The 22,214-nt window shown below is 65.9% G+C and carries 18 protein-coding genes and 7 tRNA genes; 12 read left to right on the top strand and 13 right to left on the bottom strand.

Annotated features, from left to right (window positions below; translation table 11 throughout):
- Positions 1–135: 135 nt before the first annotated feature.
- Together AC5P9F_RS08875 and AC5P9F_RS08870 are read left to right on the top strand one after the other, a co-directional pair.
- Entirely contained in the window at positions 136–681 is a 546-nt protein-coding gene (locus AC5P9F_RS08875) for a GNAT family N-acetyltransferase (protein WP_181453360.1), read from the top strand.
- 254 nt (positions 682–935) lie between these two features.
- On the top strand, positions 936–2,762 hold the full coding sequence (locus AC5P9F_RS08870; RefSeq protein WP_099474607.1) for a methyl-accepting chemotaxis protein: 1,827 nt from the start codon (positions 936–938) through the stop codon (positions 2,760–2,762).
- Here the strand turns inward: AC5P9F_RS08870 and AC5P9F_RS08865 are convergent.
- Both AC5P9F_RS08865 and AC5P9F_RS08860 read right to left on the bottom strand, forming a co-directional pair.
- Positions 2,759–4,192, bottom strand: coding sequence for a GGDEF domain-containing protein (locus AC5P9F_RS08865; protein WP_308678792.1), 1,434 nt, complete (start codon positions 4,190–4,192; stop codon positions 2,759–2,761). The two genes, AC5P9F_RS08870 and AC5P9F_RS08865, sit on opposite strands and share 4 nt — an antisense overlap.
- Positions 4,193–4,392: 200 nt before the next feature.
- Positions 4,393–4,478: transfer RNA gene (locus AC5P9F_RS08860), tRNA-Leu, on the bottom strand.
- 132 nt (positions 4,479–4,610) lie between these two features.
- On the opposite strand from AC5P9F_RS08860, the gene AC5P9F_RS08855 reads away from it, so the two are divergent.
- Complete coding sequence (locus AC5P9F_RS08855; RefSeq protein ID WP_005410076.1) at positions 4,611–4,991, top strand: response regulator; 381 nt, start codon at positions 4,611–4,613, stop codon at positions 4,989–4,991.
- 10 nt (positions 4,992–5,001) lie between these two features.
- Here AC5P9F_RS08855 and AC5P9F_RS08850 read toward each other — a convergent pair whose 3' ends face one another.
- Positions 5,002–5,958, bottom strand: coding sequence for an SOS response-associated peptidase family protein (locus AC5P9F_RS08850; RefSeq protein ID WP_033833934.1), 957 nt, complete (start codon positions 5,956–5,958; stop codon positions 5,002–5,004).
- Between the two features lie 77 nt (positions 5,959–6,035).
- On the opposite strand from AC5P9F_RS08850, the gene AC5P9F_RS08845 reads away from it, so the two are divergent.
- Positions 6,036–6,452: a GNAT family N-acetyltransferase gene (locus AC5P9F_RS08845; protein WP_005410074.1), complete on the top strand. Its 417-nt coding sequence runs from the start codon at positions 6,036–6,038 to the stop codon at positions 6,450–6,452.
- Between the two features lie 165 nt (positions 6,453–6,617).
- Here the strand turns inward: AC5P9F_RS08845 and AC5P9F_RS08840 are convergent.
- From AC5P9F_RS08840 to AC5P9F_RS08810, 7 genes are all read right to left on the bottom strand, one after another.
- Positions 6,618–6,693, bottom strand: a tRNA-Glu gene (locus tag AC5P9F_RS08840).
- Positions 6,694–6,740: 47 nt separating this feature from the next.
- Positions 6,741–6,816: transfer RNA gene (locus tag AC5P9F_RS08835), tRNA-Ala, on the bottom strand.
- A gap of 45 nt (positions 6,817–6,861) precedes the next feature.
- Positions 6,862–6,937 (bottom strand) — tRNA-Glu (locus AC5P9F_RS08830).
- Positions 6,938–6,986: 49 nt separating this feature from the next.
- Positions 6,987–7,062: transfer RNA gene (locus AC5P9F_RS08825), tRNA-Ala, on the bottom strand.
- A gap of 184 nt (positions 7,063–7,246) precedes the next feature.
- Positions 7,247–7,322, bottom strand: a tRNA-Glu gene (locus AC5P9F_RS08820).
- A gap of 54 nt (positions 7,323–7,376) precedes the next feature.
- Positions 7,377–7,452 (bottom strand) — tRNA-Ala (locus tag AC5P9F_RS08815).
- Between the two features lie 89 nt (positions 7,453–7,541).
- The gene (locus AC5P9F_RS08810) at positions 7,542–7,952 is read right to left on the bottom strand and encodes a heavy metal-responsive transcriptional regulator (protein ID WP_005410073.1); all 411 of its coding nucleotides are present in this window, start codon (positions 7,950–7,952) and stop codon (positions 7,542–7,544) included.
- Between the two features lie 187 nt (positions 7,953–8,139).
- On the opposite strand from AC5P9F_RS08810, the gene AC5P9F_RS08805 reads away from it, so the two are divergent.
- From AC5P9F_RS08805 to AC5P9F_RS08770, 8 genes are all read left to right on the top strand, one after another.
- Positions 8,140–9,207 carry a GlxA family transcriptional regulator gene (locus tag AC5P9F_RS08805; RefSeq protein ID WP_005410072.1) on the top strand — a complete coding sequence of 356 codons (1,068 nt, stop codon included), beginning with the start codon at positions 8,140–8,142 and terminating at the stop codon, positions 9,205–9,207.
- Between the two features lie 80 nt (positions 9,208–9,287).
- The gene (locus tag AC5P9F_RS08800) at positions 9,288–10,091 is read left to right on the top strand and encodes a TlpA disulfide reductase family protein (RefSeq protein ID WP_043034672.1); all 804 of its coding nucleotides are present in this window, start codon (positions 9,288–9,290) and stop codon (positions 10,089–10,091) included.
- Between the two features lie 30 nt (positions 10,092–10,121).
- A complete protein-coding gene (gene dsbG / locus AC5P9F_RS08795) occupies positions 10,122–10,964 on the top strand; it encodes a thiol:disulfide interchange protein DsbG (protein ID WP_005410070.1) in 843 nt (280 codons plus the stop codon).
- Between the two features lie 512 nt (positions 10,965–11,476).
- The gene (locus tag AC5P9F_RS08790; protein WP_043034673.1) at positions 11,477–12,910 is read left to right on the top strand and encodes a DcaP family trimeric outer membrane transporter; all 1,434 of its coding nucleotides are present in this window, start codon (positions 11,477–11,479) and stop codon (positions 12,908–12,910) included.
- Between the two features lie 76 nt (positions 12,911–12,986).
- The gene (adiC, locus tag AC5P9F_RS08785; RefSeq protein WP_005410068.1) at positions 12,987–14,339 is read left to right on the top strand and encodes an arginine/agmatine antiporter; all 1,353 of its coding nucleotides are present in this window, start codon (positions 12,987–12,989) and stop codon (positions 14,337–14,339) included.
- A 20-nt stretch (positions 14,340–14,359) separates the two neighbouring features.
- On the top strand, positions 14,360–16,648 hold the full coding sequence (locus tag AC5P9F_RS08780; protein ID WP_164225572.1) for an Orn/Lys/Arg family decarboxylase: 2,289 nt from the start codon (positions 14,360–14,362) through the stop codon (positions 16,646–16,648).
- 28 nt (positions 16,649–16,676) lie between these two features.
- Positions 16,677–17,579 (top strand): cation diffusion facilitator family transporter, encoded by a 903-nt coding sequence (locus tag AC5P9F_RS08775; protein ID WP_005413800.1) that lies wholly within the window; start codon positions 16,677–16,679, stop codon positions 17,577–17,579.
- 180 nt (positions 17,580–17,759) lie between these two features.
- Positions 17,760–18,194: a RidA family protein gene (locus AC5P9F_RS08770; protein WP_005410065.1), complete on the top strand. Its 435-nt coding sequence runs from the start codon at positions 17,760–17,762 to the stop codon at positions 18,192–18,194.
- Here AC5P9F_RS08770 and AC5P9F_RS08765 read toward each other — a convergent pair.
- From AC5P9F_RS08765 to AC5P9F_RS08755, 3 genes are read right to left on the bottom strand one after another with little or no spacing between them, the layout of a single operon-like run.
- A complete protein-coding gene (locus AC5P9F_RS08765; RefSeq protein ID WP_164225571.1) occupies positions 18,191–18,904 on the bottom strand; it encodes an energy transducer TonB family protein in 714 nt (237 codons plus the stop codon). The two genes, AC5P9F_RS08770 and AC5P9F_RS08765, sit on opposite strands and share 4 nt — an antisense overlap.
- Positions 18,897–19,697, bottom strand: a complete 801-nt coding sequence (locus tag AC5P9F_RS08760) for a ChaN family lipoprotein (RefSeq protein ID WP_164225570.1) — start codon at positions 19,695–19,697, stop codon at positions 18,897–18,899. Before AC5P9F_RS08760 ends, AC5P9F_RS08765 begins: the two co-directional genes overlap by 8 nt.
- Positions 19,684–22,155, bottom strand: a complete 2,472-nt coding sequence (locus AC5P9F_RS08755) for a TonB-dependent receptor (RefSeq protein WP_164225569.1) — start codon at positions 22,153–22,155, stop codon at positions 19,684–19,686. Before AC5P9F_RS08755 ends, AC5P9F_RS08760 begins: the two co-directional genes overlap by 14 nt.
- Between the last annotated feature and the right edge of the window lie 59 nt (positions 22,156–22,214).

Raw genomic sequence — 22,214 nt, 5'->3', positions numbered from 1 at the left:
GAGCATCCTGCGGGACCTTCATGCTGGTCATATTCTCCTGCCGCGGAATCCCGCATTGGTCATGTAAACCTTTTTGCCTTGAGCTGCATCCTTCTGCTGAGCGATGCTGTACCCAGCGCTCAGGCAATGCAGAACATGACGTCCGACGACTGGACCATCGACAGTCCGCGGCTGCACCTCCGGCCATTCACGCCCGTTGACGCCGACGAGGCATTTGCGGGAATCACCCCCGGGCTGACCCGCTACATGTCCTTCGAGCCGCCGCCGTCGAAGGAGGCGTTTGCTGCTGTCTGGCGAACGTGGCTGCCCACCATCGCCGACGGGACCGACATCACGTTCGTGATCCGCAGGCGCGAGGATGGTGTATTCCTTGGCCTGGCAGGCCTGCATCGAGCCCGTGATGCAGAACCCGAACTGGGCATCTGGATCGCAGAAATGATGCATGGGCACGGCTATGGTCGCGAAGCCGTGGCGGCGGTGTGGTCGGCCGCCTCAGGGCGCCTGCGCTGTGCTGCGTTCCGCTATCCGGTGGCCGAGCAGAACCGGTCCAGCCGTTCCCTCGCTGAGTCCCTCGGGGGACTGCCTGTAGCACGTGAGCAGGGCGTGAAGTGCACGGCAATCGTCTACCGCATTCCGGCTGCAATGCACGGAGTTGCGACGGACGTCGCGGAATCCCGCTAAAGCGGCTGACGGCATCGCCGATACTCCCTCTGGATCCCGCTCCAGTCACCCGCCGCAGGACCCCAGGCTGCCCCCGATGGGCGGTCCGCGCAGTGTGTTCCGCCGCTCCCAGATGCCGATCGCACCCGCAGCAGACGTTCTTGGCAGTCGCTCGAGAGGTGCCGTTGGCACCTGTAGTCCCTGGCAACTGATGTTGCCGCCGGGCATCCCGCCCGTCGGGTCACAACCGCTTACCGGACACCGAGGATCAGACAATGCTCATTCCAGGCTTCACGGCAGGCGCGCAGGCGCCGGCCGAGCTGCACACCCGTTGGTCGCCGTGGCGTGCGCTGCTTGGCGCACTGGCGCCGCAGCAACGCACCGGCACAGAGAAGGCGATGACCGAGCGCACCGAGCTGGAAGCGCAGGTGGCCGCGCTGCATCGCGTGCAGGCCGTCATCGAGTTCGCGCTCGACGGCACCATCCTGCAGGCCAATGACAATTTCCTGCAGGCGATGGGCTACCGGCTGGAGGAGATCCAGGGCAAGCATCATTCCCTGTTCGTCGACCCCGAGCTGGCGCGCAGCGCCGAATACCGCGACTTCTGGGCGCGCTTGGGGCGCGGCGAATACGACGCCGGACAGTACCGCCGCTTCGGCAAGGGCCAGCGCGAGATCTGGATCCAGGCCTCGTACAACCCGGTACTGGACCGCCAGGGGCGGCCGTACAAGGTGGTCAAGTTCGCGACCGACATCACCGCGCAGAAGCTGCAGGCGGCCGACTCGGCGGGGCAACTGGCCGCGATCACCAAGTCGCAGGCGGTGATCGAGTTCAGCATGGATGGCCGCATCCTGTCGGCCAACGACAATTTCCTGGCCGCCACCGGCTACAGCCTGGACGAAGTGCGCGGGCAGCACCATTCGTTGTTTGTCGAGCCCGAGCATCGCAGCAGCATCGAATATCGCCGGTTCTGGGAGAAACTGGGGCGCGGCGAATATGACGCCGGCCAGTATCGGCGCCTTGGCAAAGGCGGGCGTGAGGTCTGGATCCAGGCATCCTACAACCCGATCCTGGACCTCAATGGCAAGCCGTTCAAGGTCGTCAAGTACGCCACCGACATCACCGCGCAGGTGCATGAAAACCAGGCCATGCAGCGCGCGGTGGCGCAGACCCGCGAGGTGGTGGCCGCGGCCAAGCAGGGCGATCTGACCCAGCGTGTGGCCACCGCCGACAAGAATGGCTCGATCGCCGAACTGTGCGAAGGCGTGAATTCGCTGGTCGAGGCGATGGCCGCGATCATCGGCCAGATCAAGTTCGCCGCGGACACCATCGCAGTCGGCGCGACTGAAATCGCACAGGGCAACAGCGACCTCTCGCAGCGCACCGAGCAGCAGGCGGCTTCGCTCGAGGAAACCGCGGTGTCGATGAAGGGCCTGGCCGAAACCGTGCAGCGCACCGCCACCAACGCGCGCCAGGCGAGCCAGCTGGCCGGTGGAGCCGCCGATGTCGCTGCGCGCGGCGGCAGTGTGGTGCATGAGGTGGTCGAAACGATGGCGGTGATCAATGCCTCGTCGCGGCGCATCGTCGACATCATCGGGGTGATCGACGGCATCGCCTTCCAGACCAACATTCTCGCGCTGAACGCAGCGGTGGAGGCGGCGCGTGCCGGTGAACACGGCCGTGGATTTGCCGTGGTTGCCACCGAGATCCGCGAGCTGTCGCAGCGTTCGGCCAGCGCAGCGAAGGAGATCAAGCACCTGATCGATGAGTCGGTTGCCAATGTGGGTGCCGGTACGGCGCAGGTTGAGAGCGCGGGCCGCACCATGGACGAGATCGTGACCAACGTGCGCCGGGTGAGCGACCTGATGACCGAAATCAGCACTGCCTCGCAGCAGCAGAGCGACGACATCCAGCAGATGAACCAGGCCGTCGATCTGATCGACCAGGGCACCCAGCAGAACGCGGCCCTGGTCGAGGAGGCGTCGGCGGCGGCACGCAGCATGGAAGAGCAGTCGGCGCAGCTGCTGCAGACGGTGGCCAGCTTCCGCTTGCAGGGCGGCGCCGGGCACCGGCACGGAGCGGCGGCGCTGCATGCGGTCTAGGCGCGGCGACCGGACTGTTCTTCCTTGGTTTCGGTGTCGCCGCGTACGCAGTTGCGACCGGCATGCTTGGCGCGATACAGGGCCTGGTCGGCGCGTTCGACCAGGCCGCGCGGATCGCCGTCTTCGCCGGGTGCCTGCCAGGCCACGCCGATGCTGATGGTGACGCTGGAAACGGGGGCGGGCAGGGCTGCGGCTTCGACCGAAGCGCGCAGCCGTTCGCCCAGGCCCAGGGCGTGGGTGGCATCGGGCGAGGGCAGGGCGGCGATGAACTCTTCGCCGCCATAGCGGGCCAGCAGATCGTCGCCCCGTTGCAGGCAGCCATCGAGGATGCCGGCGACGGCACGCAGGCGCCGATCACCTTCCGGGTGGCCGTAGGTGTCGTTCAGCCGTTTGAAGTGGTCGATGTCGATCATCAGTACCGCCAGGCCCTGGCCCTGGCGGCGCGCGCGGCGGTGGGCCCGATCCAGCGATTCATCGAAGCTGCGCCGGTTGCCCAGTCCGGTCAGCGGATCGCGCCGCGCCAGCGTTTCCAGTTCATCGCGCTGGCGCTGGATCTCGATCTGGCTCAGCACGCTGCGCAGCGCATAGCCGAGCAGGGAGCCGATGAAGCCGACCGTGGCCAGGGTCGGCTGCAGGCGCGCGACCAGAAGCGCCACCAGCATCAGCAGCAAGGGCAGCATCAGTGGTACGCCGGCATCGACGATGCGCCGCAGGCTGCGGGATACCTCCACTGCCGGGCAGCGACGATGGCTGCCCGCCAGGGTGGCCAGCAGCACGAACAGTCCACTGATCAGCAGGTCGCCCCAATTGCCGTCGGGCACCTGCGGCTGATAGGTATTGATGTAGAAGGCCAGCAGGAAGTAGCCCAGCGCGTAGATCGTCAGCGTCCGGAAAAAATCGCGGCGGTCCGGATCGTCCTCGGCCAGGAAACGGATCAGTGCGAAGCAGAACACCAGGCTGTTCTGCACGCCGCTCATGGTGTTCAGGCACTGCGTCCACAAGGCGGTGTTCAGCGGCGCCATCGCCCGCGCATGCAGGTAGTACAGCAGCCAAAGCAGGGCAATGATCCCGAGGTCCACCGCACGGATGTAGCGGTTCCCGCCGCCCGGGCTTGCAGCGACGTAGGTCAGGGGGATCCGGTAGAACACGTACAGGATCAGTGTTGAGGCGGTCATCTGCGCAGGGGCGAGGCCGGCCACATTGCGGTACAGCAGGGCCAGCAGCGCGAGAGAGAACAGGCCGACGGCCGCGCCGAGCAGTCGCCACTGGCAGGCCGCCTGGCTGACACGTGCACGCCGTACGCAGGCCAGTGCAGCCAGCAGCGGGGCGGTGATCAGCATCAGGTAGGAGCCGACCGGGTCCTGCGGGCCGACAAAGGCAATGACGAGCGCGTGCGTGACGAGAAAAAACAGTGCAGCACGCAACGTCATGCAGTCCCCCACCCCCGGATCCGGCGGGATCACGATAGGCAGATGTACGTGAGGCTGGCAAGAAAAGTGTGCACTACGTCTTGCGGCAACCCTGTCAACGGTCGCAGTTTTGCGTCAGCACAGTGACACCGGAGCGGCTACATGGGCCTGCATCGCCTGAAAAGCAAAAGGCCAGGTCATGGACCTGGCCTTTGATGCTGTGGTGCCGGTGAAAGGACTCGAACCTTCATGGGGTCACCCCCGGCTGATTTTGAGTCAGCTGCGTATACCATTCCGCCACACCGGCAGGCAGCGTGTGAGTGTAACCGAGGAGGGCAGGGCTTTCATAGGGGCAAGGCAGATCGAGGCGTTTCCTGTCGGCATCGGCTCTGCGATGGCTATACTGCGCCGGCTTGAATGCCTCCAGGAGCCATAGCCGATGACAGTGTTGCAGGACCTGAGGGTGCTGGTGGTCGAGAACGACGAGATGAGCGCAGCCTTGCTGCAGATGCAGCTGGTGCATGCCGGCGCGACCGTGGTCGGGTTGGCGGCGAGCGTGGCTGAAGCATTGCGCGTGCTGGAAGACTCGGTTCCCGATGTGGCCCTGCTGGACTATCGCCTGGCCCGCAACGAGACCAGCGAGCCGGTGGCGGCAGCATTGTCGGCGCGAGGCGTACCGTTCGTGCTTGCCACCGGAATGCTGGCTGAGCAGCTGCCCGAGTCTATGCTGTCCGGAGTACTGCTGGTCAAGCCGTATCTGTCGGCGGACCTGACCCGGGCGCTGAGCCGTGCGGTGGGCCGTTCCAGCGCAACGGCGTGAGAACGGCGCTTCAGCCGGCCTCTTCGTACAGGTAACGGATGTCCTCGCGGTCGTCGAGGATGCTGTACTGCCCGGCCAGGTTGTCCGGATCGGGGTTGAGCCACGCATCGAGATGCTCCCTGCGGATCGGTATCACGCCTCGATCGTGACCTGCCGCGGCGACATCGCGTGGCGGGGTGTCGGTGATCGTGGCGAATGAGAGCAGGCGTCCTTCCGGTCCCTCCCATTCCGCCCAAAGGCAGGCCAGAAGCAGGTCGCGGGGCGGGTCCGGGCGAAACTCCAGCACCACATCCTGTTCCTTTTCACTGGCGCCAAGCGCGCGCCCTGCGATCGCGTGGCGTGGTACGTGCTCATAGAACGCCTGCACCACGACAACGCCGTGGCGAAGGCCGAACGCGCCGCGCCAATAGCCTTCCAGGCTGTCGCGTCGTGCGTTGTAGGTGCCGGGGTAGAGCACGTCGTTGCGTGCCGGCTTGTCCGGCAGCCGGCATTGGTAGCGCATCGGCTTGATCACCCGTCGGCCGCTCTCGCTGACCATCACCGGCGCGTAGGTGCCGGGAAAAATGCGGTTGTCGCGCGGCAGTAGTTGTACCCGGTGCAGGTCCTCAAGCCGGGCCTGGGCGCGCTCGATGCGGTTGCCGGCCACGCGCAGGTCGTTGCGTGCCTTCTGGGTGGGGCGGGTGGCGAGCGTCGCGTGGGCGATATCGCGGCGCTCGCGTTGGCGGGCCAGCTCCGCCTCCAGAGCCTGGCGTTCCTGCGCATGCCACTGCTGGATCTTCGCGACGATGTCGCGACCCTGTTCGGTGCGCGCGCCGGCAAAGCCGTCGTCCATGGCCTTGGGGGTTTTCGGCCGCTTCTTGCCGGGATCGTGCGCGTACAGTTCGGCGAACTCCTCCAGCGACAGGATGGCACCGAACTCGCGGACCAGCTTGGCGTAGTCAGCGCGGATCAGGGCGGAATAGCACATGGGAACTCTGCAGGCCTGGGTCGCAGTCGTTGCGACGTGGATGCGGCAGGATAGCCCGACCTACAGGGAGATACCGCATGAATGATTCCGTCAGCTGCCAGTTCCGCGAGGCTGTCCCCACGGTCGAAGACTATTGCCAGCTGCGTGTGCTGGCGGGCCTCAGTGCCAAGAGCCAGGAGGCGGCGGCACGCGCGCTGCCCAATACCCTGTATGGCGTGTGCGCCTACCAGGGCAATGAGCTGGTAGCGATGGGCCGCATCGTCGGCGATGGTGGGTGCCACCTGCAGGTCTGTGATATCGCCGTGCTGCCGCGCCTGCAGGGGCAGGGCCTGGGCAAGGAAGTGATGCGTCGCCTGGATGGCTGGATGCAGGCGAACCTGCCGCCGTCTGCATACGTCAGCCTTCTGGCCGATGGTGAAGCGCACCGGTTGTACGCGCAGTTTGGTTTCGCACCCACCGCACCTGCATCGATCGGGATGTATCGCCGGTTCTGAGGTGTGTTCAGGCTGAGGCCATCCATGCGTGGCATGGATCTACTGGGCCAACCGGCCGCCGGATCCATCCCGGCCCTGCAGTAGATCCACGCCATGCGTGGACAGGGCTTTCCCGGGAATCTCAGGCAAAGAAAAACCCCGGCCGAAGCCAGGGTTTTCAAGAATTGGCGTCCCCACGGGGATTCGAACCCCGGTCGCCACCGTGAAAGGGTGATGTCCTAGGCCTCTAGACGATGGGGACGCACGAAAACTTCAAGTTGTAGATCCTTCGACGGCCTAATGTCGAAGTGGTGGAGCCAAGCGGGATCGAACCGCTGACCTCCTGCATGCCATGCAGGCGCTCTCCCAGCTGAGCTATGGCCCCATGAAACTCCGGATGATCTGCCGGGAGCAGAGTCCGTTTTGAAACTGGCGTCCCCACGGGGATTCGAACCCCGGTCGCCACCGTGAAAGGGTGATGTCCTAGGCCTCTAGACGATGGGGACGCACGAAAAACTTCAAGTTGTAGAACCTTCGACGGCCTAATGTCGAAAGTGGTGGAGCCAAGCGGGATCGAACCGCTGACCTCCTGCATGCCATGCAGGCGCTCTCCCAGCTGAGCTATGGCCCCGTGTTACCGAGCCGCCTATCATACCTGCGTGTTCACGTTTGTGGAAGTCTTTTTTGAACTTTTTTCGTTCCGGTTCAACCGCAGCCACGAGGGCAGGGGAACCGCAACGCCACACCCTGAATACCGGTAGGCGGTGAACAAAAAAGACCCGGTTATCGGCCGGGTCCTCGTTGTTCGTGATGAGTGGCGTCCCCACGGGGATTCGAACCCCGGTCGCCACCGTGAAAGGGTGATGTCCTAGGCCTCTAGACGATGGGGACGCAATTCTCATCAATGTTCTTTAGCGACCTTTCGACGGCCTAATGCCGAAAGATTGGTGGAGCCAAGCGGGATCGAACCGCTGACCTCCTGCATGCCATGCAGGCGCTCTCCCAGCTGAGCTATGGCCCCACGTCGCTGAGGAGCGAAATAATAGCCTTGCCCCAGGGGGTTGGCAAGCATTTGTTGCACTTTTCTTCACGCGTGTTGCGAAGCCGATGTCAGTCGCCTGCGGCCGTGGTGTCGTCGGTCAGAGCGGCCAGGATCGGGCACTGGTCCAGCGCGCCATGGCCGGGGCAGGCGTCGACCAGCTGCGACAGCGCGATGTGCATGCGCTGCAGTTCGGCCATCCGTTGTGCGATGTCCTGCAGGCGGGCCTGCGCGGTGTCACGCACGCTGCCCATGTCCTGCTGGTGGTGATCACTGAGCGCGAGCAGTTCTCCGATTTCCTCCAGGCTGAAGCCCAGTGCCTTGGCGCGGCGGATGAAGCGCAGCCGGCGCAGATCCGGCTCGCCGAAGATGCGGTAACCCCCGGCCGAGCGCGCCGCCGTCGGCAGCAGCTGCTGCCGTTCGTAATAGCGGACCGTATCGATCGGCACGCCCGCCTGACGGGCCAGTTGTCCAATGTTCATGGCAGCTTTCCTGCGGATCCTGCCGGCCATTGTGAAGCCTGGAGTCTGGTCGAGAGTCAAGGCTTCAGCTCGGTGCGCGCATTCAGCCCACTTTGCAACTTTCTTCATAGCCCCGCAGATGGGCCTGTTCCTACCCTTCGCCTGAACCGGCCGTTCGATGGCCTGCAACGAACCGAGGAGGTGGTCTGTGGAGGGAGTCAGGAACGAAGCATTCGTAGAGGTTGCGGTGGTCGAATATCCGGGAGGGGACCCCTCCGCCGCCTCTGTGCTGGCCGAAATGGCCCACGTCGCCAACCGCCTGGCCCAACAGCAGCGCCGACCCTTCAAGCGTGTGCTTGTCACCCGCTGGATCGTTCCCGCCAGCCAGACCGGTGTACACCGCATCGCGGGTGCTGAAATGCTCGACGCCGCCATTCCCGCGGTGATCGCGGTTCCCGGCCAGATCAGCCCCGGAGCCTGTCTGCGCGCCGAAGAGGTCCTGCTGGACTGGTTGCGGGCCCACTACGACGGGGGCAGCCTGCTGGCTGCTGCCAGCGACGGGGTCGGTGTACTGGCCCGTGCGGGACTGCTGGCCGGAAGAACGGTCAGCGGCCCCGATCTGGGGCGACATCCAGGGTTGCAGGCGCAGGCGGTGAGCTGGGTGCCCAGTGAGCGGGCGCTGGTCGACGATGGCGATCTGCTGACGGTTGGCGGATCGCAGGCTTGGCGTTTCCTCGGGCTGCGTTTGCTGTACCGGCTGCACGGGCAGGGCGTGGCGAGCGCGGTCGCGCAACAGCTCGGGATCGTCGTGCCCGCAGGGATCCAGCAGGATCTTGAGCGTTTCAGTGCCAACTTCGCCCACGGTGACCGCGATGTACTGAAGGCCCAGCGCTGGCTGCATACCACTGCCGCACGAGGAGCCACTCTGGCCGCAATCTGCGAGGTTTCCGGATTGGAACCGCGCACCCTGCAGCGGCGCTTCCTCCGAGCGACCGGTCTGCGGCCGATCGAATACTGCCAACGGCTGCGCATTGCCAAGGCGCAGACCCTGCTGCAGCAGGGCGCAGGCATCGAGGAGGTGGCCTGGGGGGTGGGCTACGCTGATCAGAGCGCATTCCGGCGACTGTTCCTCCGCATCGTGGGCATGACACCGGCCAACTATCGCCGCCACGTCAACTGCAAGCGGCGGGAGCGACCGTTGATGCCGTCGGTGGCCGGAAGTCTGCGCGGCCTGCAGGCGTCCCCCGGAATGCAGTTGGGGCGCAGTGCGGCCTGACCATGGGGGGCGGGCGAGCGCTTGCAACCTGGGCGTGACGCTTTGACCATGCAGGCAGTGGAACTTGAACAGGTGGGCTGATGTCGAGTGTTGGACCGGTACCGATGCCGGTGGTGTTGATCCTGATGTGCACGTTGCTGGCCATGACCGTTGCCCGTCTTTGGCCGCGCAGGGCAGTGGGAATGCCGCTGCCGTCGGCAGCAGGCATCGTGCTGGACATGCTGCTGATCGGCCTGCTGTGTGGTCGTGTCAGTTTTGTTGTGCTGAATTTCGCGCTCTATCGTTCGGAGCCCTGGAGCATTCTGCAGGTCACCGATGGTGGCTATCACCTGATGGTGGTGCTGGTGGCCGGGCTGTCGTGGGGATTATGGCGTCTGCGGCCGTGGCGTCAGTTGCGTGCACCGGTGCTGACGAGCGCACTGGTAGGCGTGTTGTTCTGGGTCGCTGGTGGCCAGTTGCTGTCGGCATGGCAGGAGCGGCAGATGCCGTTGCCGGCGCTGCAGGTGGCGGACCTTCAAGGCGATCGTATCGATCTGCAGCAGTTCCGCGGCAAGCCGCTGGTGCTGAATCTGTGGGCCACATGGTGCGGGCCCTGCCGGCGTGAGATGCCGGTGCTGGCGACGGCACAACAGGCACATGATGACGTGCAGTTCGTATTCCTCAACCAGGCTGAAACCCTGGATGAGGTCCAGGGTTTCCTGGCCGGCGAACGACTGATGCTGGGCAACGTGCTGCTGGATGATGACGCTGCTGCTTCCACCGTGCTCGGCGTTCAGGCATATCCTTCCACGCTCTTTTTCGACGCCGATGGGCGCCTGCGTGAACTGCACCTGGGCGAACTGACTGCGGCCGGCCTTGAACACAAACTGCGCCGGCTGCGGTAGCCTGCGCGGGCATCTCACTACGGAGTTCCCATGTTGTCGATTTCCCTGCGCACCGCCCCGGCGGTGCTCCTGCTGCCGGTCATGCTGGCATTGGCCGCCTGCAGCCAGGCACAGACGCCGCCGGGCAAGGCCGCTACGGCTTCGGCGACGACTGCTCCGGCATCTGCCGCCAAGGGCGACCGTCCAGCCGTGCTGAAGGGCATCGAGAAGCACGGCTTCGAGGTCGTTGCCGAATTCGATGCGCCGGACGGCCTGCGCGGTTTTGCTGGCGTGGTGGGAGGGCAGCAGCCTGCAGCGGCCTATGTCACGGCCGATGGCAAGCACGTACTGGTGGGCAGCCTGTTCGATGCCGAAGGTAATGATGTGGCTGCCGAAGCGGTCGAGAAGCTGGTTGCCGCACCGATGTCGGCCAAAATGTGGACCAAGCTCGAAGCCAGCGCCTGGGTGCGTGATGGCAAGGCCGACGCGCCCCGCGTGGTCTATACCTTCAGCGATGCCAACTGCCCGTATTGCCACAAGTTCTGGGAGGCGGCCCGTCCGTGGGTCGACGCCGGCAAGGTACAGCTGCGCCACATCATGGTGGGTGTGATCCGCGAGGACAGTCCGGCCAAGGCCGCAGCCATCCTCTCCGCACGTGATCCGAGCGCGGCGCTGCTGGAGAACGAACACCAGTTCGACCGTGGCGGCATCAAAGCGCTGCCGAACATCAGCCGCGAGATCGCCGGCAAGCTTGACGCCAACCAGGTGTTGATGCTGGAGATGGGGTTCCAGGGCACCCCGGGCATCCTGTTCCAGGATGCACAGGGCCAGGTGCAGCGCCGGGCCGGATTGCCGCAGGGCGACGACCTGCAGACGGTGCTTGGTCCGCGCTGATCCACGCCTGCATGATGATGTAGACCACAGGCCCGCATGGTGACATGCGGGCCTGTTGCGTTCCTGCCCCAGGCGAACACAACCGCTTGCGCATTGTCTGTTCGTCGTCACGTCTGAATCGTGACTGAGATCAAGCATCGTGCCTTGATTCCAATCAAGGCCAAAAGCGACAAACGGACTAGCCTTTGACGCATGGAATACAGCGTCAATGCGCGATGGATGCCGCGCTCGCCACGCCCTGATCAGGGTCGGCCGGCACAGCCATTCACGACACTCTCACTCTGTGCTTGTTACCCAGACCGCTGCGGTCGCCACCTCTCTGGCAGCGCGGCCTTGATGGAGTCGACATGGGTGCAGGCGGGGCAGTGTCATCGTCCTGTTGCCTGCCGTGCGCAGGCTGGCCGATGTCGTCGACGCAGTACCCGCATTTCCAGCAACGGCAACGCGAAGCCAGGGCGGCGCATGCATGCGCTCCGGAACCGTGATGCGAGTGTTCGTCAGGGGAGGATGCAATGCGTTTGGCCGTACTGAGTCTGGCATGCCTGGGGGCACTGGCGATCACGCCGGCGTACGCTCAACAGGGTGATGCAGAGGATGCGCAGGCATTGCGGCGCGAGATGGCCGCCATGCGCCAGGCGCTGGAAGGCATGCAGCAACGGCTGGACCGGCTTGAGCAGCGCGATGCTGCGCCTGCGCAGGCAACAGCCGCGCCTGCAATGGCGCCGATGGCCTCTGCCGCCCCTTCCGACGTGATCCATCGCACCCAGGTGCCGGGTGTGGCGCAGCCGGTACTGCCGCAGCGCGATTCGGTCGCTGATCCGTCCACTGCGGCATCGCGACCGGACAGTGCGGCGGGCCCGACCGACCCGGATCTGAAGGGGTTCTTTGCCATACCCGGCACTGATACGGTGATCCGCATCGGCGGTTACGCCAAGCTGGATGCCATCGCCGATTCGCGCGCGGCCGGCGACGAGGATCAGTTCATTCCCTCGTCGATGCCGGTGGGCGGCAGCCACCGCGATGTCTCCAACTTCAACATCCACGCCAAGCAGACCCGCTTCAGCTTCGAGGCGCGGCGTCCAACCACGCACGGCAACCTGCGCTTCTATCTGGAGAACGACTTCTTCGGCAGCAGCGATGGCTACGAGTTCCGCCTGCGGCATGCGTATGGACAGCTCGGCAATACCTATGCCGGCTATGGCTACTCCAGCTTCATGGACCCGGACAGCCTGCCCGACACGCTGGACTTCGCCGGGCCGGGTGGCGCCGGCTATCTGCTGGTGGCCGGCATCCACCACAGCTTCACGATGGGCAAGGGCAGCACGCTGACCGTGGCGGCCGAAGACCCGAAGACTGAACTTGCCGGTGCCAGTGATGAGCGGGCTGCGGTGAACCGTCTGCCGGACGTAACCGTGACCGCGCGCATGGAGCGCGACTGGGGCCACCTTCAGGTGGGCGCGGTGGCGCGCAGCCTGGCCTATGACGGCGATGGCGAGCGCGACCGGCGAATGGCCGGCGGCCTGCAGCTGAGTGGCTCGGCCTCGGTGGGCGAGCGCGACCTGCTGCTGTTCGGTGCGCTGGGAGGACGCGGCCTCAGCCGCTATACCGCCGACCTGACCGGCTCCGGGCTGGACGCGGTGGTCGGTGCCGATGGCCGCCTCGACGCGTTGGACCTGCACGGCGGCTTCGTCGGCTATACCCACTATTGGTCCGAGTTGTGGCGATCGAACCTGATCTTCGGCCAGCTGACCCTGGAGCGGAACGCTGCACTGGCGGCCGATGCCTTCCGACAGAGCCGGTACGGCGTATTCAACCTGATCTGGAGCCCCGCGCCGTCGTGGACGATGGGCATGGAGCTGCTGTACGGCCGCCTGGAACAGCAGGGCGGCGCACGCGGCGACACGGTCCGGGTGCAGGGCAGCCTTCAATACAACTTCATCAAATAGGCGCCAGCGGTCGTACGCCAGCGCAACCGTCCCCACGCCCGGTGCTGCCGGGCTCATGCCAGTACCGGAGATCGTCATGGCAGAAGCAAAGAAAATCGGGGTGGTCGGAGCCACCTTCCTCGTCGCCGGCAACATGATGGGCTCAGGCGTGTTCCTGCTGCCATCGAGCCTGGCCAAGATTGGTACCGCCTCGATCTGGGGCTGGCTGATCACCACCGCCGGTGCGCTGTTGCTGGCCTTCGTGTTCGCCAAGCTGGGCAAGCTGGCACCCAAGGCGGGCGGCCCGTACGCCTATGCGCGCGACTGGTTCGGGCCGTACATGGGCTTCCAGACCAACACCATCTACTGGTTCGCCAACTGGATCGGCAACGTCGCCATTCCGATCGCCGCAGTGGGCTATTTCAGCTACTTCTTCCCGATCCTGTCCGAGCCGCTGGTGCGCTGCATCGCGGTGCTGATCCTGGTGTGGGCGCTGAGTTTCGCCAACGTGATCGGTCCGGCGTTCGTCAGCCGGGTGCAGACCGTCACCACCAGTTTTGCGCTGGTGCCGATCCTGGGCATCGCCATCTTCGGCTGGTTCTTCTTCGATGCCGACATTTTCAAGGGCGCCTACAACGTGTCCGGCGAATCGAACTTCGGCGCGATCTCCAGCGCCGCGGCGCTGACGCTGTGGGCCTTCATTGGCGTCGAGTCGGCCTCGGTCACCGCTGGTGTGGTCGAGAACCCCGAAAAGAACGTGGCCCGTGCCACCCTGGCCGGCGTGTTCCTGGCTGCCATCGCCTATATCGCCAGCTCCTCGGTGATCATGGGCATGGTGCCCAATGGCGAACTTCAGACCTCCGATGCGCCGTTCGCACTGGCTGCGGCCAAGGCCGTCGGTGGCTGGGGCGGTGCGCTGGTCAGCCTGTGTGCCTTCATCGGCGCTGCCGGTTCCCTAGGCGGCTGGATCCTGCTGACCGCACAGAGCGCCAAGGCGGCCTCCGATGACGGCCTGTTCCCGAGCATCTTCAGCAAGACCAACAAGGACGACGTGCCGGTCAAGGGCGTGCTGATCGTGGCCGTGCTGATGACCCTGGCGGTGCTGGTCACCTCCACCTCGGAAACCGCGTCGGCACAGTTCGACGTGATCACATCGGCGGCGGTGGTGCTGACCCTGCTGCCCTACATCTACTCGTGCGTGGCCTGCTACTTCGTGGTCGAGCGCTCGCACACCCTGGTCCACACCGGTGCGTTCTGGACCCTGACCAGCCTGACCGTCGTTTACTGCCTGTGGGCGATCTACGGCTCGTCGGGAACCATCGTGCAGTACGCGTTCCTGTTCGTGCTGTTCATCACCGTGTTCTATCCCTTCTTCAGCGAGGAGCGCCGCCAGCAGCGGCAGCGCGCCCGCGAGGCCTCGGCGATCAGCGCCGGCGCCCAGCGTTCCTGAGTTAGACAAGGAGAATCAACGTGTACTTCAAGTCCCTGGACTACCCGGTCATTGTCATCGACAACGACTACGAGTCGCCGCGCATCGGCGGCATCCTGATCCGCGCCCTGGTGGAAGAGCTGCGCAGCAACGACCAGCGCGTGCTGTGCGGCCTGAACCTGGATGATGCCCGTGCCGGTGCCCGCACCTACGTGGCGGCGTCGGCGGTGCTGATCTCGATCGATGGCAGCGAAGAGGTGGATGGCGAGTTCCAGCGCCTGACCGCCTTCCTGCGCGAGCAGAGCGCGCGCCGCGCCAACCTGCCGGTGTTCCTGTACGGCGAGCGCCGCACCATCGAGAAGGTGCCGAGCAAGCTGCTCAAGTACATTCACGGCTTCATCTTCCTGTTCGAAGACACCAAGAGCTTCATCTCGCGGCAGGTGATGCGCGCGGCCGAAGACTACATGAAGAACCTGCTGCCGCCGTTCTTCAAGGCGCTGATCCATCACGCGGCCGAGTCGAACTATTCCTGGCATACGCCTGGCCATGCCGGCGGCGTGGCGTTCACCAAATCGCCGGTCGGCCGCGCGTTCCATCAGTTCTATGGCGAGAACACGCTGCGCAGCGATCTGTCGATCTCGGTGCCGGAACTGGGTTCGCTGCTTGACCATACTGGTCCGATCAAGGACGCCGAGAACGAGGCGGCACGCAACTTCGGTGCCGACCATACCTTCTTCGTCACCAACGGCACCTCCACCGCCAACAAGATCGTCTGGCACGGCACAGTGGCCCGCGGCGACGTGGTATTCGTCGACCGCAACTGCCACAAGTCGCTGCTGCACGCGCTGATCATGACCGGCGCGGTGCCGGTGTACTTCACCCCCAGCCGCAACGCGCATGGCATCATCGGCCCGATCAGCCTGGACCAGTTCACGCCCGAGTCGCTGCAGCAGCGTATCGCCGCCAACCCGCTGGCCAGCAAGGCCTACAAGGCCGGCTCCAAACCGCGCATCGCAGTGGTGACCAACTCCACCTACGATGGCCTGTGCTACAACGCCGAGAAGATCGCCGACGAGATCGGCAGCGCGGTGGACTTCCTGCATTTCGACGAAGCCTGGTACGCCTACGCTGCGTTCCATCCGTTCTACGAGAACCACTACGGCATGGCCAAGGGCAAGCCGCGCGAGCAGGATGCGATCATCTTCACCACGCATTCCACGCACAAGCTGCTGGCCGCGTTCTCGCAGGCCTCGATGATCCACGTGCGCAACTCGGCGCAGCGCAATCTGGATGCCGAGCGCTTCAACGAGTCGTTCATGATGCACACCTCGACCAGCCCGCACTACGGGGTGATTGCGGCCTGCGACGTGGCGTCGAAGATGATGGAAGGCGATGCCGGCCGTTCGCTGGTACAGGAAATGCACGACGAGGCGATCGCCTTCCGCCGCGCGATGCTGCACGTCCGCGATGATCTCGGCCGCGACGACTGGTGGTTCAGCGTGTGGCAGCCGACCCAGGTCGAGCGCAGTCTGGACAAGGGCGATACGCCGGCACCGATGGTGGCCAAGCGCGAGGAGTGGTACCTGCAGCCGGATGCGCACTGGCACGGCTTCGAGAACCTGGTGGATGACTATGTTCTGATCGACCCGATCAAGGTGACCCTGCTGACCCCGGGCCTGGCGATGGACGGCAGCATGGGCAAGCTGGGCATTCCGGCGGCGGTGCTGAGCAAGTTCCTGTGGGGCCGCGGCATCACCGTGGAGAAGACCAACCTGTACTCGGTGCTGTTCCTGTTCTCGATGGGCATCACCAAGGGCAAGTGGAGCACCCTTGTCACTGAACTGATGGCGTTCAAGGAACTGTACGACCGCAATGCGCCGCTCAGCCAGGCACTGCCGACGCTGGCCGCCGACTATCCGAATGCCTACGCCGGTTGGGGCCTGCGTGACCTGTGCGACGCGCTGCATGCGTTCAACCAGGAGTTCGCGGTGGCCAAGGTGATGCGCGAGATGTACGTGGATCTGCCGACGCCGGTGATGACCCCGGCCGATGCCTACAACCACCTGGTGAAGGGCGAGATCGAGCGGGTCGACATCGAGCAGGTCAGTGGTCGCATCGCCGCGACCATGCTGGTGCCGTACCCGCCGGGCATTCCGACCATCATGCCGGGCGAGCGCTTTGGCGACAGCGATGAGCCGATCATCCAGTCGCTGCGCATCGCCCGTGAGCAGAATGCCCGCTTCCCGGGCTTCGAGTCGGACGTGCACGGGCTCATCACCGAGAACGACGGCGATGTGACCTCGTACAAGGTGGAGGTACTGAAGGCCTGACCGGCGACGGTCGGCCCTTCGGCGAACGATGGATACCGCGCGCGAGCAACGCATCCTGAAGTTCTCGATCGGGGTCACCATCGCGGTCAGCGTGGTCGGCTTCAGCGGTGGCCTGCTGGTGGGATCGCAGGCCATCCTGTTCGACGGTGTGTACAGCCTGGTCGACGTTGCCCTGACCCTGGTGTCGTTGTCGGTGCTGCGGCTGGTGGCGCGGGAACAGAGCCCGCGCTTCCAGTACGGCTACTGGCACCTGGAGCCGATGGTCGAGGCGCTGGGTGGTGTGATCCTGTCGCTGGCCTGCGTGTATGCGCTGGCCAACGCGGTGATCGGTTTGACCACGGGCGGACACGAGGTGAAATTCGGGCCCGCGCTGTGGTGGGCGGCGCTGCTGAGTGCCAGCAACCTGGCGATGGCGGCGTTCGTCGCCCAGCGGGCGCGGCGCCTGCGCTCGGCGCTGTTGTGGCTGGATGTACGGGGCTGGCTGCTGGGTGGGTTGATGAGCCTGGCGGTAGTGCTGGCCTTCGTACTGGCCTTGGTCCTGCATGGCGGTGAGTGGCACCACTGGGTGCCGTACCTGGATTCGATCGTGCTGGCATTGATCAGCCTGGCGGTACTGCCGGTACCGGCGCGCAGTGCGTGGAAGGCCATGCGCGAAGTACTGCAGGTGGCGCCGGATGATCTGGACCGGCGCGTGCAGCAGGTCATGCAGGCATTCGTGGCCGAGCGTGGCTATGCCGGTTTCACCAGCCACGTGGCGAAGATGGGGCGGATGCGCTTCATCGAGATCCATGTGCTGGCCGATCCGGCTACGCCCTTGGGCTCGGTGGGCGAGGTCGATGCGATGCGTGATGAGATCGCGGTCAGGCTGGATGCTCGGGGCAGCACGTTCTGGCTGACCATCGATTTCACCGCAGATCCGGCGTGGACGTGACCACGCTTCTGTAGAGTCGAGATAGCTCGACTGCTTTTCGTCAGCGGAAGTCGAGCAGGCTCGATTCCACGGGATCGCGTGATCGTTGCGCGTGGCAGACCGGTCTGTTGCACCGGATCCGTTTGACCTCAACCGGGGTTGAGGTCACAGACTGCCGGCAACCCCCACGAGGCGCGCGGCATGAACCTGCTGACCACACCGGACTTCAGCCATGGCCTGCTGGAGCTGTTCAATCCACCGGGCCTCTACGATCCTTCGGCCAACGGCTACTCACACGTGGCGGTGGTGCGCCTGCCGGCACGGGTGATCCACGTGGCCGGGCAGGGCGGTGAAGATGCGCAGGGCCGTCTCTCGCCCAGCTTCGAAGACCAGGTCGGGCAGGCGCTGGACAACCTGCAGACCGCGCTGCGCTCGGCGCAGGCAAGCCTGGTTGATGTGGCGCGGTTGCGCATCCTGGTGGTCGGCCACGATGAGGACCGGCTGGGCATCATCGCCCATCAGGTGCGGCGGCGCTGGCCGAACCGCGCGGCGCCCACCTGCACGCTGATCCCGGTGCCCCGGCTGGCGCTGGACGGCATGCTGTTCGAGATCGAGGCGGAGGCCTACGCCGCCTAGCGCAGGTAGTACTCCACCGGCACCACCAGTTCCTGTGGTGCCTTCAGTTCACCGGGAATGGGCGGCAGCGGCTGCGCGCGACGGAAGGTCTGCAGCGCAGCGTCATCGAGCATCGGCTGGCCACTGGACTGTTCCAGCCGCAGTGCCAGCAGGCGGCCTTCGCGGTCGATGCTGACCCTGACCCAGGCAGTGCCCTGCTGCCGGCGCGAGCGTGCGGCGGCAGGGTAATAGCGGTAACGCTCCAGCCGCGCCATCAGGCGGGCTTCCCACTGGTCGCTGGCGGCGCCGGCCTGGAAGTCCGCCGGTGGCGCGTCTGGAGCGGGCGGAGCGGCCGTGATCGATGCCGGTGCGGGACTGGCATCGGTCGCGGCCGCCGGCGGGGCGACCGGCAGCGGCGTTCGACCCGTCCCGCCCGTTTCGCTGGCGGCCAACTCGCCCTCGCGCGCGGCGGTGGGTTTCGGTGGCGGGGGCGACTTTGCCGGTTGCGATGCGCGCGCCTGCTGCGCCTGGCTGGGGGTGTCGGCCTGGCGCTCCTCTACGGGCTGTGGCGGCGTGGCCGGCGCCAGCAGGCGCAGGCTGATGCGCACGTCCTGCTCCGGCGGCGGCAGCATCGGCGGCGCTGCCACCCAGTGCACCAACAGCAGCAGGGGCAGCAGGTGCAGGACGGCGGTGATCGCGATCGCCTGCCAGTGTTGGCCGCGCTCACTCATCGTCCAGCACCCACAGCAGATCGGCATCCGCCGCATCCACGGTTTCACCCGGCGGAGCCAATGCGATCACCAGCGCAGGCGTAGCCGGTGACAGGTAGCCCGGTACCCCGGTACCGCGCAGTACATGCCAGCGCCCCGCTACCAGCAGCGCCGGCGCGGGCGCATCGAGCAGCACCTGTGCCATGCGTGTGTCGCGGGCCTGTTGCACGGCCAGCATCCCTTCCAGCATCGGTGCTGCGTCTGCGTGCTGGGCCAGCACCACCGCCGACAGGCGCTGGCGGGCAGCGGCCACCGGGAACCGCACGCCCTCGGTGGACGCGAGCAGCGCGTTGACCTCGGCACGCGACAGGTTGCCGCCGAACAGCGGCGTGCCTGCATCGGCAGCATCCTGTACCAGCCCGCCATACGCGGCCCACGGCCAACGCGTATCCCAGTCCAGCAGTTCCTGCAGGCGTGCACCTTCGGCCTGGTTGCCCTTGGCCAGCCAGCGCTGCACCCGCTGCAGGCGTGGCTGGCGCTCGCTGGCGATCATTTCCAGCACCAGCGAACCCTGCGGGCGCCGCCGCTGCAGCGCCTGCAGCAGCCAGCGCTGGGCGGCGTGGTCTCCGGCGAGGTCATGGCGCTCACCCAGCAGCAGCCTCCGGGCGTCCGCCGCACGCGCCACGAACGCGGCTTCGTCCAGGTGCCGGCCGTTGGCCAGGTCGATCACTGAGCCAGGCATCGGCTGCGCGCTGACCACGGTCGCCAGCGCGAGCAGGCATACGGGCAGCCAGCGACGGCTAGAACGCCACATTGACGCCCATCGAGACGGTACGGCCACGGCCGTTGCCGCGGTCCAGGATCGGGCTGAAGATGCTGTCGATCGAGGCATTGTTGTCATAGGCCTTGTTCTGCAGGTTTTCGATGTTCAGCCACAGCGTGGTGTTGGCCTGGGGCTTGAAGCTGGCGTAGAAGTCGAGCAGCACGCCGGTGCCGCCGGTCTTGCGGGTCTGGAAGAAGTCGTAGCCTTCCTCGGTCGGCCCGGAGTACTCGGCGCGCAGGCCGGCCTGCACGCGCTGCTGCCACCAGCGGCCGCCCACGTCCAGCGTCCAGTAGCGGTCGGGCAGGGCGGTGATGTCTTCCAGGTTGACGAACTCGATGGCCGGTGCACTGGTGTGCGAGCGGGTCCAGCTCAGCGTGGCGTGGTAGTGCTCGCTGGCGTAATGCGCTTCCAGTTCGATACCGCGCATGCGCACCACGCCGGGGTGGTTCATCCAGCGCGTGGTGGTGCTGAAGTCGTCCACGTCCAGCGCATCGGTCCAGGCAGTGAGTTGCGGATCGCTGTCGATCGGCACCACGAACGGTTCCACTTCCGGCGGATGCACGATCAGCAGATACTGCGGCTTGATGTAGTCGCGGATGCGGTTGTCGAAGCGGGTGATCCCCAGCTGTGCCAGGTCACCGTCGACCAGCAGCGAGTCGGTGCTGAGGTTGGCACCGAACTGCAGGTTGCGCGAGCGCTCGCGGCGCAGGAACGGGTTGGCGCCCACGCCATCGGCATCGCTCATGCCTTCCAGCGGGATCTTCTCGAAGAACATCTCCTGCACCCGCGGCGGGCGGGAAGTACGCGAGGCTTCTGCGAACAGGTGCAGCCAGTCGGTGGGCTGCCACGATACCGCCAGGCTGGGGCTGAGTGCGCGCTCGGTGCGACGCACGTCGATGCCGCCGCCATTGATCTCCGCGCACTGGCCGGGCACATCCGAGCACACCGGGATGTGGCCACGGATGCCGAAGCGGTCCTGGCGCAGGCCGGCGGTCAGCGCGTAGATGTCGTACTGCAGCTCCAGAGTGCTGAACACGCTGTCCAGCTGGCTGCGACCTTGCGGGTTGGCACCGCGCAGGACGGGGGTGTCGGCCACATAGATGTCCGATTGGTGCTTGATGCCGGTGTTCCAGCGCGCCTGCAGTGCCCCGATGTCGAAGCGGCTGGTGTTGTCCACGGTCCAGCTGCTCAGGCTGCTGTGGGTGCGGCGACCGATGTAGCTGGAATCCTCCACTGGCGGATAGAACAGCCGGGTCTTGTTGCCGGCGAAGGTTGCACGCAGGTCGATCCACGGCGAATAGGGTGTGTAGTGGTAGCTGGCGCGCTGGTTGCGCGCGGAAATCTGCCACGGATAGTTGTGGTAGAAGTCGTTTTCGTAACGCATGTGGCTCAGGTTCAGCCGGTGCTGGTCGCTGGGCTGCAGGCGTGCTTTCAACAGCCAGCTGCTGGGCTGCTGGCTGCCCGGGTCGGCGTTGTTCTTCTGCCCACGCGCGGTTGCGTATTCGCTGCTGCGGCTGCTGCTGGCAGCCGCCAGCAGGCCGAACTGGCGGTCGCCACCCTCTTCACTGTGGCGCCAGGCACCGGCGAAGGTACGGCCGCTGCCGTAGCCGTTGTTGCCGTGGCGATAGCCTGCACGTAGGCCCCAGTCACGGCCCTCACCAAGCAGATCGTCGATATCCAGCGTGCGGAAGTTGGCACTGCCGGCCAGCGTACCCGCACCATCACCACCGGCGTCCGCACCGCGTTGCACGTCCACGCCGGCCAGCAGGAAAGGATCGACATAGGCGAACGGACCACCCGAGCCATGCCCGGCATTGTTGCGGAAGGTCTGGGTGACACCGTCGATCATGGTGTTGACCCGGCCAGCACCGGTCATGCCGCGGATGTTGACCTGCAGGCCCGGCTGGCTGCGCGAATGGAAGCTGTGGGTGCCAGGCATCGAGCGCAGCAGGCTGTTGCCTTCCTGGCGTTCAGCCATCGCCACGCGCTCGCTGCCGATCGAAGGCGCAAAGCCATCGCGGGTGGCTGGTACATACTGGCTGGCACCTGCACCGGGGGAATGGCCGTGCGCGGTATTGCCCTGCACCCGCAAGGGCCCGGTGCGGCGGCTGCCATCGCCGCGCTCGGCCGGCGCCGGCTCCAGAGTGGCGCGGCGCGCATCGATGAAGCGCGGGCGCAGGCCGCTGCCCGCCAGCAGGCGCGTCAGGGCCTGCGCATCGTCGAAGTCGCCGCGAAGGGCGGGCGCGGCATGGCCAGCGGGAAGCGCCGCGCCGATCACCAGATCGACACCGGTCAGCCGGCTGTAGGCGTCCAGCGCGGCCGCCAGTGGCTGGGCGGGCAGATCGTAGCTTCGAGTGGCGGCCTGCGCGTGGGCGCTGTCTGGCAGCAGTGGAACGGTGCTGGCGCAGGCCAGCGACAGGGCGAGGACAAGGGGGCGGGGGCACAGCATCGGGGGCTCCAGGGGCTGACGCAGAGCGTCGTCATCCTGGGTAGACGCGGTGATGGGCC

The sequence above is a fragment of the Stenotrophomonas sp. YJH_SMC_4 genome (genome assembly GCF_059371575.1).
Note: the sequence above shows the minus strand (reverse complement) of the source record. Positions and strands in the feature narration are given on the sequence as shown.

Excerpts from the sequence above, each read along its gene's own strand:
- AC5P9F_RS08770 (WP_005410065.1), top strand. The coding sequence starts at position 17,760 with ATGAACCTGCTGACCACACCGGACTTCAGCCATGGCCTGCTGGAGCTG.
- AC5P9F_RS08765 (WP_164225571.1), bottom strand. The coding sequence starts at position 18,904 with ATGAGTGAGCGCGGCCAACACTGGCAGGCGATCGCGATCACCGCCGTC.
- AC5P9F_RS08775 (WP_005413800.1), top strand. The coding sequence starts at position 16,677 with ATGGATACCGCGCGCGAGCAACGCATCCTGAAGTTCTCGATCGGGGTC.
- AC5P9F_RS08855 (WP_005410076.1), top strand. The coding sequence starts at position 4,611 with ATGACAGTGTTGCAGGACCTGAGGGTGCTGGTGGTCGAGAACGACGAG.
- dsbG (WP_005410070.1), top strand. The coding sequence starts at position 10,122 with ATGTTGTCGATTTCCCTGCGCACCGCCCCGGCGGTGCTCCTGCTGCCG.
- AC5P9F_RS08760 (WP_164225570.1), bottom strand. The coding sequence starts at position 19,697 with ATGTGGCGTTCTAGCCGTCGCTGGCTGCCCGTATGCCTGCTCGCGCTG.
- adiC (WP_005410068.1), top strand. The coding sequence starts at position 12,987 with ATGGCAGAAGCAAAGAAAATCGGGGTGGTCGGAGCCACCTTCCTCGTC.
- AC5P9F_RS08790 (WP_043034673.1), top strand. The coding sequence starts at position 11,477 with ATGCGTTTGGCCGTACTGAGTCTGGCATGCCTGGGGGCACTGGCGATC.
- AC5P9F_RS08850 (WP_033833934.1), bottom strand. The coding sequence starts at position 5,958 with ATGTGCTATTCCGCCCTGATCCGCGCTGACTACGCCAAGCTGGTCCGC.
- AC5P9F_RS08865 (WP_308678792.1), bottom strand. The coding sequence starts at position 4,192 with ATGACGTTGCGTGCTGCACTGTTTTTTCTCGTCACGCACGCGCTCGTC.
- AC5P9F_RS08875 (WP_181453360.1), top strand. The coding sequence starts at position 136 with ATGACGTCCGACGACTGGACCATCGACAGTCCGCGGCTGCACCTCCGG.
- AC5P9F_RS08810 (WP_005410073.1), bottom strand. The coding sequence starts at position 7,952 with ATGAACATTGGACAACTGGCCCGTCAGGCGGGCGTGCCGATCGATACG.
- AC5P9F_RS08755 (WP_164225569.1), bottom strand. The coding sequence starts at position 22,155 with ATGCTGTGCCCCCGCCCCCTTGTCCTCGCCCTGTCGCTGGCCTGCGCC.
- AC5P9F_RS08800 (WP_043034672.1), top strand. The coding sequence starts at position 9,288 with ATGTCGAGTGTTGGACCGGTACCGATGCCGGTGGTGTTGATCCTGATG.
- AC5P9F_RS08845 (WP_005410074.1), top strand. The coding sequence starts at position 6,036 with ATGAATGATTCCGTCAGCTGCCAGTTCCGCGAGGCTGTCCCCACGGTC.
- AC5P9F_RS08870 (WP_099474607.1), top strand. The coding sequence starts at position 936 with ATGCTCATTCCAGGCTTCACGGCAGGCGCGCAGGCGCCGGCCGAGCTG.